Origin of the sequence: Streptomyces sp. NPDC093111, assembly GCF_040683955.1 — a bacterium.
Taxonomy (GTDB): Bacteria; Actinomycetota; Actinomycetes; order Streptomycetales; family Streptomycetaceae; genus Streptomyces.
The window spans coordinates 180,859-196,480 of record NZ_JBFBNW010000010.1 but is presented as its reverse complement, the minus strand read 5'-3'; the positions used below and the strand labels follow the sequence as shown (position 1 = coordinate 196,480).

Here is a 15,622-nt window from a genome sequence, read left to right as displayed (position 1 = left end):
CGGGCCGGGCAGACATGCGGCTCGTCCGCTCCCCCTCCTGTGCCCGGCCCGATCCGGACCGGCCCCTCGTCCCCCGTCATCCACTGCGGCACACGCCACGGCACGTCGCACGTCATGTCGTTCCCCCTCCCGGCCGAAGCACGGAGTCAGGCCGGCCGTCGTGAACCCCGAGGCCGTGCCGCCGAGCATAGCGCACAACTTTGGAACTCTTTGGAGAACATTGGAAATCAAAGGGATCCGCGATACAGTGCGCCCATGACCGCATCGCTGGAGGAGCTCGAGGAACGCCTGTCGCGCCTGCGCGCCCTCCTGCGAGAGGCTCGACGCGCCCGCGACAACGCGGCCACCGCCCGCATCCGCGCCGAACTGCGCGAGGCGGAGGCCGCGTGGGAGCGAGCCCTCGACGCCGAGGAGGCGGAGGGGGCCGCGCCACCTGCCGCGGCTCCTTCCTCACCCGCCGGGTCCCCGGCACCTGCCACCACCGCCGGGACCGCATCCTCGTTCCGGCTCCAGGCCCACGGGAAGCAGTCCACCCACGGCGCCGTCCCGGTCCGCGAGCAGGTGCACCAGGCGCTCACCCTGCTCGGCGCTCCCGCGTCGCCCAAGCTGATCTCATCCGTATACCAGGCCTTCTTCACCGAGCCGCTGGTCGCGACGAAACTCGCCTCCCTCCGCCGGGACGAGGAAAGGTCCTTCACCGCACAGGGCTACGCCCGCCCCTACTACATCTGTGCCGCCCTCACCCACGACCGGCTCACACCCGCCCGCGGTCTCCTCGCCGTATCCGTCTGGCCCCTGGAGCAGCGCATCGTCGGCCCACTGAGCCCGCGTGCCGACTTCCTCGTCCACGCCATCGGCACCGCCGAGCAGATCCTGCGGCTCGACGTCGCCGGACACGCGCCCTCCGGCGCAGCCCGCCAACTGCTGCGCCGTTTCGCGCTCAACATCCCCGGCGCGTACGACGACGAGGAAATCGACCCCGAACGCGTGATCTCCGCAGCACGCACGGAGGCCGCAGTGCACCAGGAGGCGGACTACTCCCTGCGTCGCACGACCGCCGACCGCGCACGCGGCCAACTCACAGAAGTACAGCAGCTCTTCGGGGCCCCGCCCCTGCACGATGCCCTGCGCGGTTCAGCCGGCTTCACCATCTGACCGACTACCGGATTCCTCCGGTGCCGCCACAGAATTCCGCGTAAGAAGAGAAGATGCCTCCGCAGCACCCTTCTGCCCCCTCTCCGGGAAGACTCGCCGTCCTGCGCGGACCGCGACCTCCACAGGAGTACACGGCACGCAAGATCACCGCCCTCACGGCCAACCCGGCCTGCTCCCGCCGCGCCGTACTCGACGCAGCGGGCGTGGACAAGGCGTTGCTCGCCCAACGCCTGGGCCATGAGCCGCGTTTCGGCCAGTCCCCCTTCGCGATCCGGCGCGAGCAGAGCTTCGAGGCCCTGGTCAAATGGGGCGGCTACGCGGAGCTCATCCGCCTGCTCCGGGAGCAACTCGACGTCCCCGTCGAGGAAGCCGCGGTAGCCGATCTGACCGAGGTGGGCGGCGACGCTTCGCTCGCGGTGCGGGCGGGCGAGAGTCGGCGGCTTCTGAACCGCCTGGCGGCCGGCGCCGACGAGCGGCTGATCCTGGACCGCCCCGTCCTGACCCTGGAGGTCGCCGGTCAGACCGCCCACGTGATACCGCAAGCCCTCAGCCACCGCACCGGCGGACAGTTCTACGTGGTGGAGATCCGCTCCTTCCCGGCCATCGACGGCCAGGCGAACCCCTCGGCGGTCGCCCAGACCACGAAACAGGCCGCGGTCAGCGTCCTCGCCCTGCGGCAGACCTTCACAGAACTCGGCCTCGATCCCAAGGCGATCGCCCACAGGTTCCTTCTCATCTGCCCTAAGGACTTCTCCAACCGGCCCTACGGAAAGCTGATCGACCTCCGCCAGGAACTCGACGCCCTGCGGTTCCAGTTATCGCGTCTGCGCCGGGCCGAAGACCTGGCCCACGCCCTCTCTCCCGACGCGACGCTCGACACCGAACGACCGAAGGCCGAGATCGACGCCACGATGCGGGAGCTGGACGCAAGCTTCACCCCCGACTGCCTCTCGTTCTGCGAGATGTCCCGCTACTGCCGGGACGAGGCCACTGACTGCGCCTCCCCGGCCCGACTGGGTGGAGTGGTACGCAACAGTCTTCCCGGCATCGACTCCACCCGGACCGCCCTCCGCCACCTCGACGGCACCAGCGCCCCGGGCCCCGCCGAGGAGGCGGTCATCATCCGGCTGCGGGCCGCCGAACGACTCCGTCGACTGCGTGGAGGTGCGACCGCGTGAGCATCATCGCCACGGTGGCCGCCCTGCGGGCATCCACGTCGGAATACGCCGAGCGGCTGACGACCGTGCGCCACGAGCATGTGGACGACACCCCGTTCGTCCTCATCCCGCTCACCCTCGCCGGCGAGGCCTGCGCGCCACTCGCAGCTCTCGCCGGGACGGATCCCGACCACCCGGCGCTTCTGACGGTTCGCCGCCCCCACGACCGAACCGAGCGCTTCGGCTTCGTCGAGAGCCTCGCGGACCTCCTCCTGCCCTACTTCGAGGAATGCCGCGCCGCGCCGAAAGAGCCGTACACGGTCGGGCGCGGCAAGGACAAGGAGGAGCGGGAGCGGCCCCTGCGCGCACCCCAGCTCCTCGTCCCGAACGCTGGGGGGATCACGTACATCCGGCTACTGGGCCGTCTGACCCGGCTGCGCGCGACAGATGGTCCGCATGCCGTCTCCCCATCCGTACCCCTGCTCGGAAAGTGGCTGACCTGGTTCGCCGACCGGGCCGAGTTCCCGGATTCCGCCCTGCTCCAGGCCATGACGCGGTCCCTCTCTGCCCACTGGGCCACCGGGCAGAGCCCCACCGAGAACGCGAACCTGGCGTCCCTGCTCGGCTGGATCGATCCCCCCGCCGGATGCACCGGGGCCGAGACCGCCCGGGAGCGCGAAGACCCCGCGGCGTGGCCGCCCGCCGGGCCGGCGACCGACCCGGTCTTCGACCGCACGCTCGACGAACTGATCACGAAGTACGACGGCGCAATCGGAGAGCGGGCGCGGGACGCCGCCGCTCGCACCATCGACCGCGAGCTGCATGCCCAGATGCTGCCGACCTGGCAGCTGATGTGGCACGGCGTCCGCCTGTTGCGCGAGCTTCCCGCCGGGGGCCACGTCGCCGAACGGCGGGCATACGACCGGCGTCTGTTCGGTGAGTACGCGACCTATCTGGACGACGACGGGCGCCCGCAGGCCCGCCGCGACCACGCGGTGGGGGCAGCCCGTCGCCTCGCCCGTATGGAGGAGGCCCAGGAACGGTACGACGCCGGGCGCGCGTATGACGATCCGCTGGTGATGGCGGAGTACGAACTGACGGGCGAGGCGTTCACGGGCGTGGTCACGGCCCGGGAGGAAGAGCGCACCATCCCCGGGGCGCGGCCCGGATCCCCGCTGTGGCGCCCGACGATCACCGTGCACTGCGAAATTCCCGTGTCCATGGCGGTGGGGACGGCGGTCAAGTCCCCGGCAAGACCGAGGCAGAAGGCCGAGATCCTAAACATCGCCCCCGACGGAGCCGGGTCCGCCGTGCTGATCCAGCTGAACGGTGGCTTCGGCAACAAGCGCAAGCCGCCCGCGCCTGAGGGGACCATGGCCGACCTCGGCGAGACGGTCACCTTCACGTCGATCGATCCCAAGAACATGCCGTCCTCGCTCCCGGCTGAGGAGGACACCCCCTGGACCCACGGCGGTCCGCCACAGCCGTACGAACCCACCGACGAGGACGCGGAAGAGGTCTGGGAATGACAGCCACTCCGGAACCCGACAGCGGCACGTCACCCGGCGCCCTCGCCGACCGGGCGGTCGCCGACGTGCTGTCCGGCCTGGACTCGGCCACCGGACGCGGCATCGTGGTGGACTCTCCACCGGGCGCGGGAAAGTCCACGCTGGTCAAGCGCGCCACCGGCCACCTGACATCGACCGGCCATCAGGTGATGATCGTCGCGCAGACCAACGAACAGGTCGACGACCTGGTCGACAACATCGCCCGGGAATACCCGGACCTCCCCGTCGGCCGCCTCCACAAGAAGGACTTCGTCCTGCCCGAACGGGTGCGCCGGCACGCCAACGTGCGGGGCAGCAACGAGGCACCCGCCCTCCGCGAGCTGCCGGTCGTCGTCTCCACTGCCAAGAAGTGGTCGCACGTCCCCCGCGAGAAGTGCGCGCCATGGCGCTGGGCCATCGTGGACGAGGCCTACCAGATGCGGTCGGACGCGCTGCTGGCGACGGCACCGCTGTTCTCCGAGAAGGACTCACAAGTCCTCTTCGTCGGCGATCCCGGGCAGCTGGACCCCTTCGCCACAGTGGACACCGACCGCTGGCAGGGACTGACCTGGGACCCGCTGCGCAACGCCGTCGACGTGGCGCTGGCGCACAACTCCGACCTGCTGCGACACGAGCTCCCGGTCTCCTGGCGGCTGCCGGAGATGGCAGCCCCTCTCGTGCAGAAGGCGTTCTATCCCTTCTACTCCTTCATCTCCGGCACCAAGGCGGCTGACCGCGTCCTCACCTACGGCACCGCACCTCACCGTGCAACACCGTCGGACGCCGTCCTCGCCTGCGCGGCCGGGTCGGGCTGGGGTCTGCTTGAGCTTCCGTCTCGGCACACCCTCGACGATGACCCCGAGGTGGCCGAAGCCCTGGCAGAAACGGCGGCCCGGTTGTTGGAGCGAGGGGCACTGGTGAACGGAGAGCCGCTCACCGAGTCCCGCATCGCGATCGGCGCCGCCCGCACGATCCAGGCGGACTCGGTACGGTCGCGATTGGAGACGCGGGGTCTCACGGACATCACCGTGGACACCGCCAACCGTATCCAGGGCCGCGAGTTCGACGTCACACTGGTCTGGCACCCGCTCTCCGGCCGTCAGGATGCATCCGCCTTCCACCTGGAAACCGGTCGCCTATGCGTCCTGCTCTCCCGCCACCGCTTCGCCTGCATCGTCGTGGCCCGCGCTGGCATCACCGACCTCCTGGACCGGCATCCCCGCAGCAGCCCGGTCTACCTCGACGTACCACCGAAGTTCCCGGACGGGTGGCGGGCGCACCAAGTGGTCATGGACTACCTGGAGAAACAAGCTCGTCCATAGCTATAGGCCGCCCTTCAGCTCGCCCTGTACGTAGGGCGCAGCGCGCATCCGACGCACGCCAGTGGACAGGACGAGTTGTCTACGCCGCAAAGGTCAGCGGGACCTCCAGACGTTCCCAAGCTGCCAGCACTGCCTTGTGCGCGTCCGGCTGCAGGTGAGCGTAGCGCTGGGTGGTCTGGAAGCTCTCGTGGCCGAGGAGGTGCTGGACCTCGTAGAGCGAGACTCCCTTCTGGACGAGCCACGAAGCGCAGGTGTGACGCATGGAGTGGGGCGGATAGTGCGGAAGGGGGAGCTGCTCCCCGTCGGTGCCGAAGTAGTGGGCATTCTCAATGGCAGGCCACCAGGTCTGGCGGCGCCAGTTGCCGTCGTCGAGGCGACGGCCAGCGCGGCCCTTGGTGACGGTGGTGAAGACCAGGGCGTCACGGTCGAGCGGGTGGATGTGCCGTTCGAGCACGTCCAGGACGTGCGGTGGGAGCGGGACCTCCCGGCGGCTCCTCGAACTCTTGGGGTACTCCTTGATGCCGCTCTTGGTGTTGACCTCCACCACGAACAAGCGGGAACGGCGCTGGTCGATCCGATGGCGATGCAGGCCGGTGAGTTCGCCCCAGCGCAGACCCGTGTAGAAGCCGAGCAGGCACATGGTGCGCCATGGGGCCGGGAGCTCGTCGACGATGCTCTGCGCCTGGTCGAGGGTGAACCATTGCGGAGGCCTGATCGCGATCTGCGGCAGGTCGATGTTCCGGCAGGGGCTGACCGCGATGACATCGTCGTCGACGGCCGCACGCATGATGGACGACAGCAGGTTGTACGCCCTCTTGATCGCCGAGGCACCGACCCCCTTCTCGACCAATCCGCGGATCCAGCTCTGGACGTCCATGCGGGTGATGGCCCGCATCTCCCAGTCGGCCCAGTGGGGCAGCACGTGGTTCTTGATGCTGGAGGCGTCCCCGCGCAGCGTATGGAGCTCGACGACGCGGGCCTGCCACCAGCGGGCGTGCCACTCGTGAAACGCCATCTCGCCCGCTCGTGGGTCCCGCATGCTTCCGCGGGCGAACTGGGTCTCCATATCGGTACCCCAGGCGCGGGCCTGCGCCTTGAGGGGAAACGACTCGCTGAACCGGTCTCCAACCCGGTTGCGGACGGTTGCCTGCCATTTGCCGGACTTCAGCTTCCGGAGGTACGTGGTTCCGTTCCTTCCTATTTCGCGTACGGAGGTACTTGGTCCTGGTCAGCGGCGGCGCGCGGGCGCGGAAACCGCCCGGCTGTTGATGAAGTCGTCCAGGCTCGCGGCGGGGACGCGAACGCGAGAGCGAGCCGGTCCTGTGCGCAGGTCGACGACGGGCAGCTCGCCGGCGGCGATGAAGCGGTAGACCGTTCGTCGGTCGACGTCCAAGGCTGCGGCGACGGCAGGTATGGACAGCAGGCGCGGGGCCATAGGCGGTTCCTTTGCGGGAGAAATAGCGACAAGAATTGAGAGATCTACCTGGGCCGGGAAGCAACAAGCCCAGCCGATGCTGCGAGACCGCCGAATAGGGCTTCTACGTACGGCCGAGATCTCCGAGCGGATCAGAAGAGGAAGCGAGCAGGGCTACGTGTGCACGGCGGGGAACCTGAAATCGGCACGTAGGCGAATCAAGCAAGGCGTCCTCCGGGAATGTGGGCAGACTTCTGGCAGGGACCGACACGACGGGCGTTCCGGGACGCACAATGATCCGGAGAATCCCCGGTTTCCCTAACCGGGGATCGTCGGCTATATTTCGCCCGCCGCGGCCGCCCCCGGGGGTGCGAGGGGGTCGGCGAGGAGGGTCTGCGGCGCGATTCCGAGCGCTGCGGCGATGGCGACGAGGTCGTCGATGTCGCAGCGGCGGACGGTGCGTTCGATGCGGGAGAGCGCGGTGAAGGTCATGGGCTGGCCGAGCGCGGTGACGCGGGCGGCGAGCTGGCGCTGGGAGTAGCCGCGGGCGGTGCGGGTGCGTTCGATGGCGTGGGCGGCGGCGTGTCCGGCGGGTCCGACGGCGAGGGGGCGTGGCGGCATGGGTGGTGTTGTAGCTTGCCCGTCAACCGGTCCGGAAGGGCATTCCCGTCTGCCGTGAGCGATGCGGACCGCGTAGCAATTTCCGGCGGCGATTTCGCCAACCGGGAATCCGGTCCTAAAGTGACCGGACCTGTCGGCGCGTCGTGTCAGCGGGTTTTTCAGAATTCCTGTGGAAAGTCTGGACTTCTGCGCACTGGGTGTGGCTGTGTTGGCCACGTACCCCGGCGAAGCCGGATTCCCCCACCCTCTCCTGAAAGGCGGTCGATCGCCATCGCCCGTATCCGCACCATCAAGCCCGAGGCGTTCTCGTCCGAGTCCCTCGCCGCGGTGTCGCTGTCCGCCGAGCGCACCTTCTTCGGGCTACTCACCCAGGCCGACGACCAGGGCCGGTTCCGCGACCAGGCCGCGGTCATCGCCGGCCACCTATGGTCGCTGCGCCGCGAGCACGGCCCGGAGGCGGTCGAGGACGACTTCATCCAGCTCGACAATGCCGGGCTGATCTGCCGTTACGAGGGCGGGGACGGCAAGCGGTACCTGCACATCGTCACCTTCGCCAAGCACCAGAAGATCAACCGGCCCAGCGGCGTCCGGACGCCCCCGTGCCCGCACCATGATCTCGGGGTGCGGCGTGAGCCTTCACCGCAGATGCGGGGAGCCCTCGCGGAGACTTCCGCGAGTCGTCCGGGAGGGCTCACTGAGCCTTCCGTGACACGCCGAGAGGAGTGACCGAGTCCTCCGTGAACGGCGAATCCGCAGGTCAGAGCCGATTTCGTGAGCGCTCACCGCAGCCGCACGAAGGGCTCACCGAGCCCTCCGTGAGCCCTCACCGTCCGGATCTAGGACCTAGGAACAGGGATCTAGGATCTACCCCGTTGGGGGGCGCGAGCGCCCCCGCACCCCAATCGGTTTCGGCGAAGGACCTGATCGGCGAGTACGCCGCCGCGTGCCCCCATCGCCCGCCGCAGGACGTGCTCGGCCATCTCGGCCGCGAGGTGAAGAAGCTCCTGGCCGAGGGCATCTCCCCGGACCACATCCGCGCCGGCCTCGACCGCCACCGCGCCAAGGGCCTGCACCCGAGCACCCTGCCCAGCCTCGTGCACGAGGCCATGAACGCCACCCCCGCCCTCGCCGCTGCCCACCGGCCGTGGACCAACCCCGCCGACACCGCCGCCGCCTACGGAGGGGACCTCTGACCGCCACCCTCACCCGCGACCCGCAGCAGCCCGCCCGGATCTCCAGCCGACTCGGCGACATCCTGACCCGGCGCGGCATCGCACCCGACACCACCGCCCAAGAACCGGTGGCTGAGCCGATCACCGGGCTGGAACTGGCCGCGGCGCGTATCCCCGCCCGTTACCGGCACGCCCTCGCGGACCACCCCCAGGTCACCGCCTGGGCGGACGCGATCGCCCGCGCCGGACGCCCCGGCCCCGCTGGTACACGGGGCATCGCAGAGGGCCCCTCGCTGCGCATCGTCGGCCCCACCGGCACCGGAAAGACCCACCAGGCGTACGGCGCCATCCGCAGCCTGCTCGCCGCGGGGGTCCGCCTGCGCTGGGAAGCCGTCACCGCCGCCGACCTGTACGCCCGCCTGCGCCCGCGCCCCGGGTTCGACAGCGAGCGCGACCTGCAGAGCCTGATGCGCTGCCCGCTGCTACTCCTGGACGACCTTGGCGCGGCGAAGACCAGCGAGTGGACCGAGGAGTTGACCTACCGGCTGATCAACCACCGGTACGAGCACCTGCGCCCCACCCTGATCACCAGCAACCTCACCACCGACACCCTGCGGGCAGCCCTCGGCGACCGCGTCGCCTCCCGCCTGGCCCAGATGACCGAACGCGTCACCCTCGAAGGCGACGACCGCCGCCGTCAGAAGCCCGTCGCCTGACCCCGACAGCGCCCATCCCGCCCCCTTGCACCACACCGGAGATTCCTGCTCTTGCCCTCCCCTGCCCCGATACGCCCCGCCTTCGAACGGCGAGGCCGTCCCCTCCTCATGGGGTCACCCTGATCGCCGCCGTCGGCTTCGTCCTCTCCTACGACGCCCTGCGGCAAATGGCCGTCGCCGCCCACATCAGTGGACCGCTGACCTACCTCTTCCCCCTCGTCATCGACGGCTTCATCGCGCTGGGCGTCACCGCCCTGCTCATCCTGCGCACCGCCCCTCTCCGCTCCCGCCTGTACGTGTGGACGCTCGTCACCCTGGCGACCGGCGCCAGCATCTGGGCCAACGCCCTGCACGCCATCCGCCTGAACGAACAGACCCGCCTCCACCTCAACAACGCCACCGTCGGCGCCCTGTCCGCCATCGCCCCACTCGCCCTCGCCGGCGCCGTCCACCTCTACCTCGTCATCAACCGCCACCTCGCCGCCAACAAGGCGATGGCGGCCGAACCGCCAACCGCCAAGGCACCCAGTGGCGGACCGCCACCGCCCGCTGCCAAGTCCACCGCCACCGCCATACCCGCTAAGCAGCGCCTGGTGCAGCCGACCGCCACGCCAGAGCCGAAGCCGCCCACCGCACCGGCTTCCCCCGCCACGACCGCCACGGCGCCGCCTCCCGCCACCGCCACACCGCCGAGGAAAGCGACGCCAAAACCGGCGGACGCAAGACCAGTGCCCCTGACGCATACCTCCTGGAGCTCGCCCGCCAGATGCGCTACGAGACCGGCACCGTCCGCCGGACCGACCTGGAGCGCACCGCCCGTGCCCAGGGCTACACCGTCGACAGGGCCCGGGCCCAGAAGGCCGCCGACACCGTCCTGGACGAAGCGGCCACCGCCAAGAATCTGGCGGCCACCGCCTGACGTCCCCGTCACCCCAGGCCCACACGGGCGCCCCTCCAGTGCTCACTCCGAAGGAACACCCCGATGCACGACAGCCACACCGAGGCCCTCACCAACCAGCCGTTGGTGCCCACCGGCGCTGCCCCGGGCGGAGCAAGTTGGAGGTTCGGACACTCCCCCGTCGGGGGTGCGTCCGAACCGGTGCCCGCCCCGGGGGTGGCGGGCACCCTCCCGCGCCAGGGGGCGCGGGAGGGTGGGGCTGCGGCCGAGGGCGGACCGCAGCCGGTGCCGCGTCGCCGTGGCAAGTCCCGCGTACGCGCCCGTACGCAGCGCCGCGCGCACAGCGTCCGCCTCAGCGACGCCGAGCACGCGACCATCGCCGCCGGCGCCGAAGCGGTCGGCATGAGCATCGCTGGCTTCCTCGCCCACAGCGGACTCACCGCTGCCCGCGACCTCGACCGCACCGCAGCCGCCATCGCCACCCGCCAGGACACCCTGACCACCCTCTTCACGCTCCGGCGCCAGCTCGGGCACGCGAACAACAACCTCAACCAGGCCGCCCACGCGCTCAACAGCGGCACCTACCCCGACGGCCTGGAGGACACCATCGCCGCCGTCCGCCACGCCGTCGACGCCGTCCGCCACGTCACCGCCCGCCTCACCGACCCGAACTCCGAAGGCACCGCCGCTTGATACCCCGCATCCACAAGCAGGGCCGCAACACCGTCCGCCTGCTCGCCTACCTCTACGGCCCCGGCCGCCGCGAGGAACACACCGACCCCCACCTCGTCGCCTCCTTCGACGGCTTCGCCCCCGACCCCGGCCGCGACCGGAGCACCACCATCGTCGACCTCGCCCAGCTCCTGGACGAGCCCCTGCACCTCCTCGACGAAGACGCCCGCCCCACCACCCACGTGTGGCACGCCTCCGTCCGTGCCGCCCCCGGCGACCGCACCCTCACCGACGCCGAATGGGCGGACATCGCCCGCCGCGTCATCGCCGCCACGGGCATCGACCCCGGCGACGGCGCGGGCTGCCGCTGGGCAGCCGTCCGCCACGCCGACGACCACATCCACCTCATCGCCACGCTCGTCCGTGAAGACGGCCGCCGCCCCGACCACCACCGCTCCGCCAAGCGCGCCCAGACCGAATGCCGCCAGATCGAAGTCGCCTACGGCCTCCACCGCGTGGCGGCGGGGGACGGTACCGCCGCCACGCGGCCCACCAGCTCCGAACGCCACAAAACCGACCGTCTCGGCCGACAGCGCACCCCACGCGAGGAGCTGCGCGAGGAAGTCCGCCGCTCGGTGGCCGGCGCAGCCAGTGAGGAGGAGTTCTACGACCGTCTCGCCTCGGCCGATCTGCTCGTCCGGCGGCGCATCGCACCCTCGGGCGACACCCTCGGCTACACCGTCGCCCTCCCTGATGACCGCAACGGCAAGGGCGAGCCGGTCTTCTACTCCGGTTCCAAGCTAGCCCCGGACCTCTCGCTGCCCCGGATCCGTGAACGCTGGACCACGTCCACGGAAGCCCCCTCCTCGGAGTCGTCCCAGCCGTGGGTGACCGGGCCCGCGTCCGCACGCCGACGCGCCACCACGGCCGCCTGGCAAGCCCTGCTCGTCATCGACCAGAGCGACGACGGTGTCATCGCCGCACAGATCGCCGCCGCAGGGGAAGTCCTCGACGCTCTCGCCAAAACCTCCGCCGCCCACACCCGCCACGAACTCCAAGCCGCAGCAGCCGTCTTCGAACGCGCCTCTCGCTCCCACGTCCGCGCCGCACGCGGTCACGACCACGCCCTGCGCCGAGCCGCCCGCGACCTCGTCCACAGCGGCCCGACCCTCGGCCGAGGCGAGGACAGCGCCACCACCGCCATGGTCATCGACACGCTGTTCTTCCTGATCACCGCCGCCGCCCACTGGCACGCCAAGAAGCAGCACGCCCAGCAGGCCGAAGCCGCCCACCGGGCCGCCGCGCACCTCCGCGCCGCCTATCCCGCCGCTGCCGACCACCCCATGGCCTTCCTCCACCAGCGGGGCAGCCGCCTGACCCCTGCCTGGCAACGCCATCACGCCGCCACCCTGCGCCAAGCCCTGCCCGAGCTGGCCGACCAGGTCCTCGCCGAACGCGGATGGCCCGCCCTCGCCGCCACCCTCGACGAAGCCCGGACCGCCGGCCACAACCCCACCGCTCTGCTGGTGCAGGCAGCCGCCCGGAGGGATTTGGACACGGCGGAGCGCACGAGTGACGTGCTCGTGTGGCGGCTACGACGGATGGCCGACCTCCCCGCTGATCCCCAGAACTCCCGAAGCACGCATGGACGAGGCAGCGCTGCCGCCTCCTCGCAGCAACGTGCGGCACACCTCGACGCCAGGCCATCGAACGACACTCGAAGGCAGCGCTGACCCGCGAAACGAGGCGGAAAGATAGCCCAGAATCGCCGGTTAGCCTAACCGGCGATTCTCCCAACAATTGACCTTCCGACCAACCCCCGGAAGGAATCCCGCATGCCCCCGTCCGAAGCCCGCCCCGAGATCGTCGCCCTGCTCTGCGACGCGAACTTCCAGCACTTCCGCGAAACCGACTCCTGGTCCCGTCGAAACGGCCGCTCCTTCACCCAGGAGGAACGAACGCTGATCTTCCAGGCCACGCGCGCCGACCTCGAAGAGCTGAAGATCCAGCATTCGCGCTACATGGAGTACCTCCAGACGCACGAGGAAGCACCCGAAGCCATCCAGCTTTTCCTCGCCCCGTTCATGGAACAGCTCGACGAGAAGAACCTCGGCAACGCCCACGCCCTCATGGCCGAGGACGAGCGAGCCGAGTTCGACCAGCTGCTCAAGCTCATGATCGAACCCGCTCTCCCCTTCACCCCGTACACCTTCTGACCAGGCACAAGGAAACCTCCATGCCCACCCCTTCCCCCGCACCCCGCCCCCACATCATGGCCCTGCTGTTCGACACGGACTTCGACCGGCCGTGGGGCACCCGCACCTTCCGCCACCTCGACGGCCGCCCCTTCACCGACGAAGAACAGGCACTCGCCGATGACGCCACTCTCGAAGAATTCCAGGCCGCCGGCGTCCGCATCCACAACCCCGAAGCAGGAACCGAAGCCAAAGCAGCCGTCACCGAACTCGCCAAGCTGATCTATTCCTACGCCCTGGACCATCACACGGCCCTCGTCCAGTTCATGACCCACGAGGACATGCTCGAATACGACCGCCTGTGCGGCATCGTCGCCGCAGGCGCCGATTCATGACCCGAGAGAAATAGCAGGAACGGGTCAGATCCTCCATGCAAACAACCAGCCGGTGGCGGGGTCTCCCCTGCCACCGGCTGCACACTGTCCGCCGCCGTGCCGAAGTCCAGACCACGCGCCCCTGCGCACTTGCGTGCGCCGCTCCTCCCTTCCGTACGGTCCAGCCGATGGTGAACTGCCCGCGCACGCCGTGAGGGAGAGCTGTTGAAGCCGACCGAAGAAGTGCTCCAGGCCCTGACCCAGTCCTCGAACATCTCCGTCCACTCCGACAAGGCACTCGTCGGCAAGGTGGAGGCCGCCATCGCGGCGGACGACAAGAAGCGGAAGGAGAACGAGGACGAGCCCCTCCGCAGGAAGCCCGACCTCGTCCCGATCCCGCAGACGGAGCTGCCCCGGCAGTTCGAAGTGACCCTCTGGGACGTCCTCCACACCCTCGCCCGGGCCACCGCCCTCTCGTGGCGTGGTGCGGGCCGGGGACTGGCGGAGCACTGGGGCGCGCTGAAATACACCCAGGTCCTGGCCGGCGGCAGGGACTCCTTCCTCGGTCTCACCGACGAGGGCCACCGCATCGCGGACCACTACAAGTCGCTACAGTCCGGCGAGCTCGGCATCGGCTTCGCGCTGACCCTCGCGGAGCACGTGCTGCGCAGCCGCTTCCCCGACCATTCGGTGACGATCGTCCCCGCCGACACGGTGTTACGCGCGGGCTGGGCCCTCACGAGCAGGGACAAGGGCGACAAAGTGAAGTACCGCTACCGCCCGCACTACTTCGCCGAGGTCTGGCGTCCTGGCGAGCCGTCTCTCGTCATCCCCCTCGCCTGCAAGGGCAACCACGGCGACGCCGCCACCTCCGCCGACCAGCTGGCCTCCGCCTCGGCCCACGCTGAAGCGGTCCACATCGGCGCGTGGAACGAGACCCCCGGCCTGCTGTTCAGCACGCAGCTCCCGACGGACGGCGGCACGATGACCGTCCACGCCCTCCAGGCACCTGGCAGCGGAGGCCGGCTGTCCCCGGCGGAAGTCCGTGAGGCGAACCTGAACGCTCCGCCGTTCCAGGCGAACGTGATGCCGGACATCCATCCACCGACCGAGGACCTGGTGACGCCGGAGCCTGTACGGGGCTGCCACGTCCAGCCGAAGGACTACGCCTGGTTCCAGGAGTCCTTGGCCCACACCACCGCGGCTGGCCTCATGGCGTTCACCGGCTCCGGCCACGCCACCGCCCGCCACCTCACCGACCGGCAGGGCCGCAAACGCTTCACCGGTCTCGAACACGCGGCCGCCATGAGCATCCAGGACGCCGCTCACACCCTCTTCGGCACCGCGTACGTCGGCACCGACCACGTCTTCCGCCTCAACGGCCCCCGTGTCGAGGCGTTCTCCGGCGTGGACGAGGACATCTTCCGGCTCCTCGCCAGGGGCGACGTCGAGGAGTACCGCGCCCTCGTCCACGCCGGCCGCCACGCCCGCCCCCACCTCAGCTACGACAAGGACTGGGGAGGTCCGGTCTCCGTCCACGCCGATGGCTCGGTCCTCGCCCTGCGACTGCTGCCGAGGCAGGACGAGGAGCCGCGTCCGGGCTCCGCCCACTGACGAAAGATCCGCCCGGTCCTCTCCGACCGACGACGGGCGCGCGGGCCTCGATCCGGATCACCGTCCGAAGAGACCTGCGCCCCTGCCGTCCAGGAGCTCCAGCGCCTCCTCCCACCGGAAGCAGTTTGCTCCCCCGCCCGCCTTCGGCGGGTGCGGCTCGTACGACCCGACCGACACGCCCATCTCCCGCAGCTGGTTCAGGCTCCGGTCATACGCCGGATGCACGGCCATGGCCGCGTTCACGTGCGGCAAAACGACCGTCGGGATGCCCGCCCCGTACGCCTCGCACAGGATGCCCAGCGCGAGGGTGTCGGCGATGCCGGCGGCCCACTTGTTGATCGTGTTGAACGTGGCAGGCGCGACGGCGATGGCGTCGGCGGGCGGGAGGGGCCGCGGGTCGCCGGGACTCCGCCACGCCGAGCGGATCGGGTAGCCGGTCTGGGTCTCGATCGCCTTGGTGTCGAGGAAGCCGAGGCCCTGGGGTGTGGCTACGACGCCGACGCCCCAGCCCTGCTCCTTCGCGGCGGTGATCAGCCGGTGCGCGTCGCCCGCGATGCCGGCGGCGCAGACGACGACGTACAGGAACGGCTTCTCCGACCGATCGTTCATGGCTTTGCCCCCTCGTCGACGCGCTCCCCTGCGGTCACACGATCCAGACCCTAGCCGTCAGCATCCGCGGACGGGGCCGGGCCGGAGAGGCCGCCTACCACCAGCGCGAAGGGCACGGTGTCTGAGTACAAGCGTCGGCCGGACCACGGATGCCCG

Annotated in this window: 15 protein-coding genes and 2 pseudogenes; 13 read left to right on the top strand and 4 right to left on the bottom strand. The window is 70.2% G+C overall.

The genetic code is table 11. From position 1 onward, the window contains the following. Positions 1-255 precede the first annotated feature (255 nt). From AB0Q96_RS19455 to AB0Q96_RS19440, 4 genes are read left to right on the top strand one after another with little or no spacing between them, the layout of a single operon-like run. Positions 256-1,155 (top strand): hypothetical protein, encoded by a 900-nt coding sequence (locus AB0Q96_RS19455; protein WP_093436642.1) that lies wholly within the window; start codon positions 256-258, stop codon positions 1,153-1,155. A 53-nt stretch (positions 1,156-1,208) separates the two neighbouring features. Further along, positions 1,209-2,333 (top strand): hypothetical protein, encoded by a 1,125-nt coding sequence (locus tag AB0Q96_RS19450; protein ID WP_365326971.1) that lies wholly within the window; start codon positions 1,209-1,211, stop codon positions 2,331-2,333. Continuing rightward, positions 2,330-3,841, top strand: a complete 1,512-nt coding sequence (locus AB0Q96_RS19445) for a hypothetical protein (protein ID WP_365326969.1) — start codon at positions 2,330-2,332, stop codon at positions 3,839-3,841. Before AB0Q96_RS19450 ends, AB0Q96_RS19445 begins: the two co-directional genes overlap by 4 nt. Beyond that, entirely contained in the window at positions 3,838-5,181 is a 1,344-nt protein-coding gene (locus AB0Q96_RS19440; RefSeq protein ID WP_365326967.1) for an AAA family ATPase, read from the top strand. The genes AB0Q96_RS19445 and AB0Q96_RS19440 overlap by 4 nt, the downstream gene beginning before the upstream one ends. Positions 5,182-5,260: 79 nt before the next feature. Here the strand turns inward: AB0Q96_RS19440 and AB0Q96_RS19435 are convergent, their stop codons facing one another. The 3 genes from AB0Q96_RS19435 to AB0Q96_RS19425 form a co-directional block, all read right to left on the bottom strand. Then, positions 5,261-6,196, bottom strand: coding sequence for a site-specific integrase (locus AB0Q96_RS19435; RefSeq protein WP_365326965.1), 936 nt, complete (start codon positions 6,194-6,196; stop codon positions 5,261-5,263). 213 nt (positions 6,197-6,409) lie between these two features. Beyond that, a complete protein-coding gene (locus AB0Q96_RS19430) occupies positions 6,410-6,616 on the bottom strand; it encodes a helix-turn-helix domain-containing protein (RefSeq protein WP_121827678.1) in 207 nt (68 codons plus the stop codon). A 315-nt stretch (positions 6,617-6,931) separates the two neighbouring features. Next, on the bottom strand, positions 6,932-7,216 hold the full coding sequence (locus AB0Q96_RS19425; protein WP_365326963.1) for a helix-turn-helix transcriptional regulator: 285 nt from the start codon (positions 7,214-7,216) through the stop codon (positions 6,932-6,934). Positions 7,217-7,486: 270 nt separating this feature from the next. Here AB0Q96_RS19425 and AB0Q96_RS19420 point away from each other — a divergent pair. From AB0Q96_RS19420 to AB0Q96_RS19380, 9 genes and pseudogenes are all read left to right on the top strand, one after another. Beyond that, positions 7,487-8,409 (top strand): annotated as a pseudogene (locus AB0Q96_RS19420) (hypothetical protein). After that, a complete protein-coding gene (locus AB0Q96_RS19415) occupies positions 8,406-9,104 on the top strand; it encodes an ATP-binding protein (RefSeq protein WP_365327196.1) in 699 nt (232 codons plus the stop codon). The pseudogene AB0Q96_RS19420 and the gene AB0Q96_RS19415 overlap by 4 nt, the downstream one beginning before the upstream one ends. A gap of 119 nt (positions 9,105-9,223) precedes the next feature. Then, positions 9,224-9,586, top strand: a pseudogene (locus AB0Q96_RS19410) (DUF2637 domain-containing protein); the annotation flags it as partial. 284 nt (positions 9,587-9,870) lie between these two features. After that, positions 9,871-10,023, top strand: a complete 153-nt coding sequence (locus AB0Q96_RS19405) for a hypothetical protein (RefSeq protein ID WP_365326962.1) — start codon at positions 9,871-9,873, stop codon at positions 10,021-10,023. Between the two features lie 63 nt (positions 10,024-10,086). Beyond that, positions 10,087-10,695, top strand: coding sequence for a plasmid mobilization relaxosome protein MobC (locus tag AB0Q96_RS19400; protein WP_365326960.1), 609 nt, complete (start codon positions 10,087-10,089; stop codon positions 10,693-10,695). Then, entirely contained in the window at positions 10,692-12,407 is a 1,716-nt protein-coding gene (locus AB0Q96_RS19395) for a relaxase/mobilization nuclease domain-containing protein (RefSeq protein WP_365326959.1), read from the top strand. The genes AB0Q96_RS19400 and AB0Q96_RS19395 overlap by 4 nt, the downstream gene beginning before the upstream one ends. A gap of 102 nt (positions 12,408-12,509) precedes the next feature. Then, on the top strand, positions 12,510-12,890 hold the full coding sequence (locus AB0Q96_RS19390; RefSeq protein WP_365326958.1) for a hypothetical protein: 381 nt from the start codon (positions 12,510-12,512) through the stop codon (positions 12,888-12,890). Positions 12,891-12,910: 20 nt separating this feature from the next. After that, a complete protein-coding gene (locus AB0Q96_RS19385; protein ID WP_365326956.1) occupies positions 12,911-13,264 on the top strand; it encodes a hypothetical protein in 354 nt (117 codons plus the stop codon). A gap of 204 nt (positions 13,265-13,468) precedes the next feature. Next, positions 13,469-14,857, top strand: coding sequence for a hypothetical protein (locus AB0Q96_RS19380; protein ID WP_365326954.1), 1,389 nt, complete (start codon positions 13,469-13,471; stop codon positions 14,855-14,857). Positions 14,858-14,914: 57 nt separating this feature from the next. On the opposite strand, the gene AB0Q96_RS19375 is transcribed toward AB0Q96_RS19380, so the two are convergent. Further along, a complete protein-coding gene (locus AB0Q96_RS19375) occupies positions 14,915-15,466 on the bottom strand; it encodes a flavoprotein (protein WP_365326953.1) in 552 nt (183 codons plus the stop codon). Between the last annotated feature and the right edge of the window lie 156 nt (positions 15,467-15,622).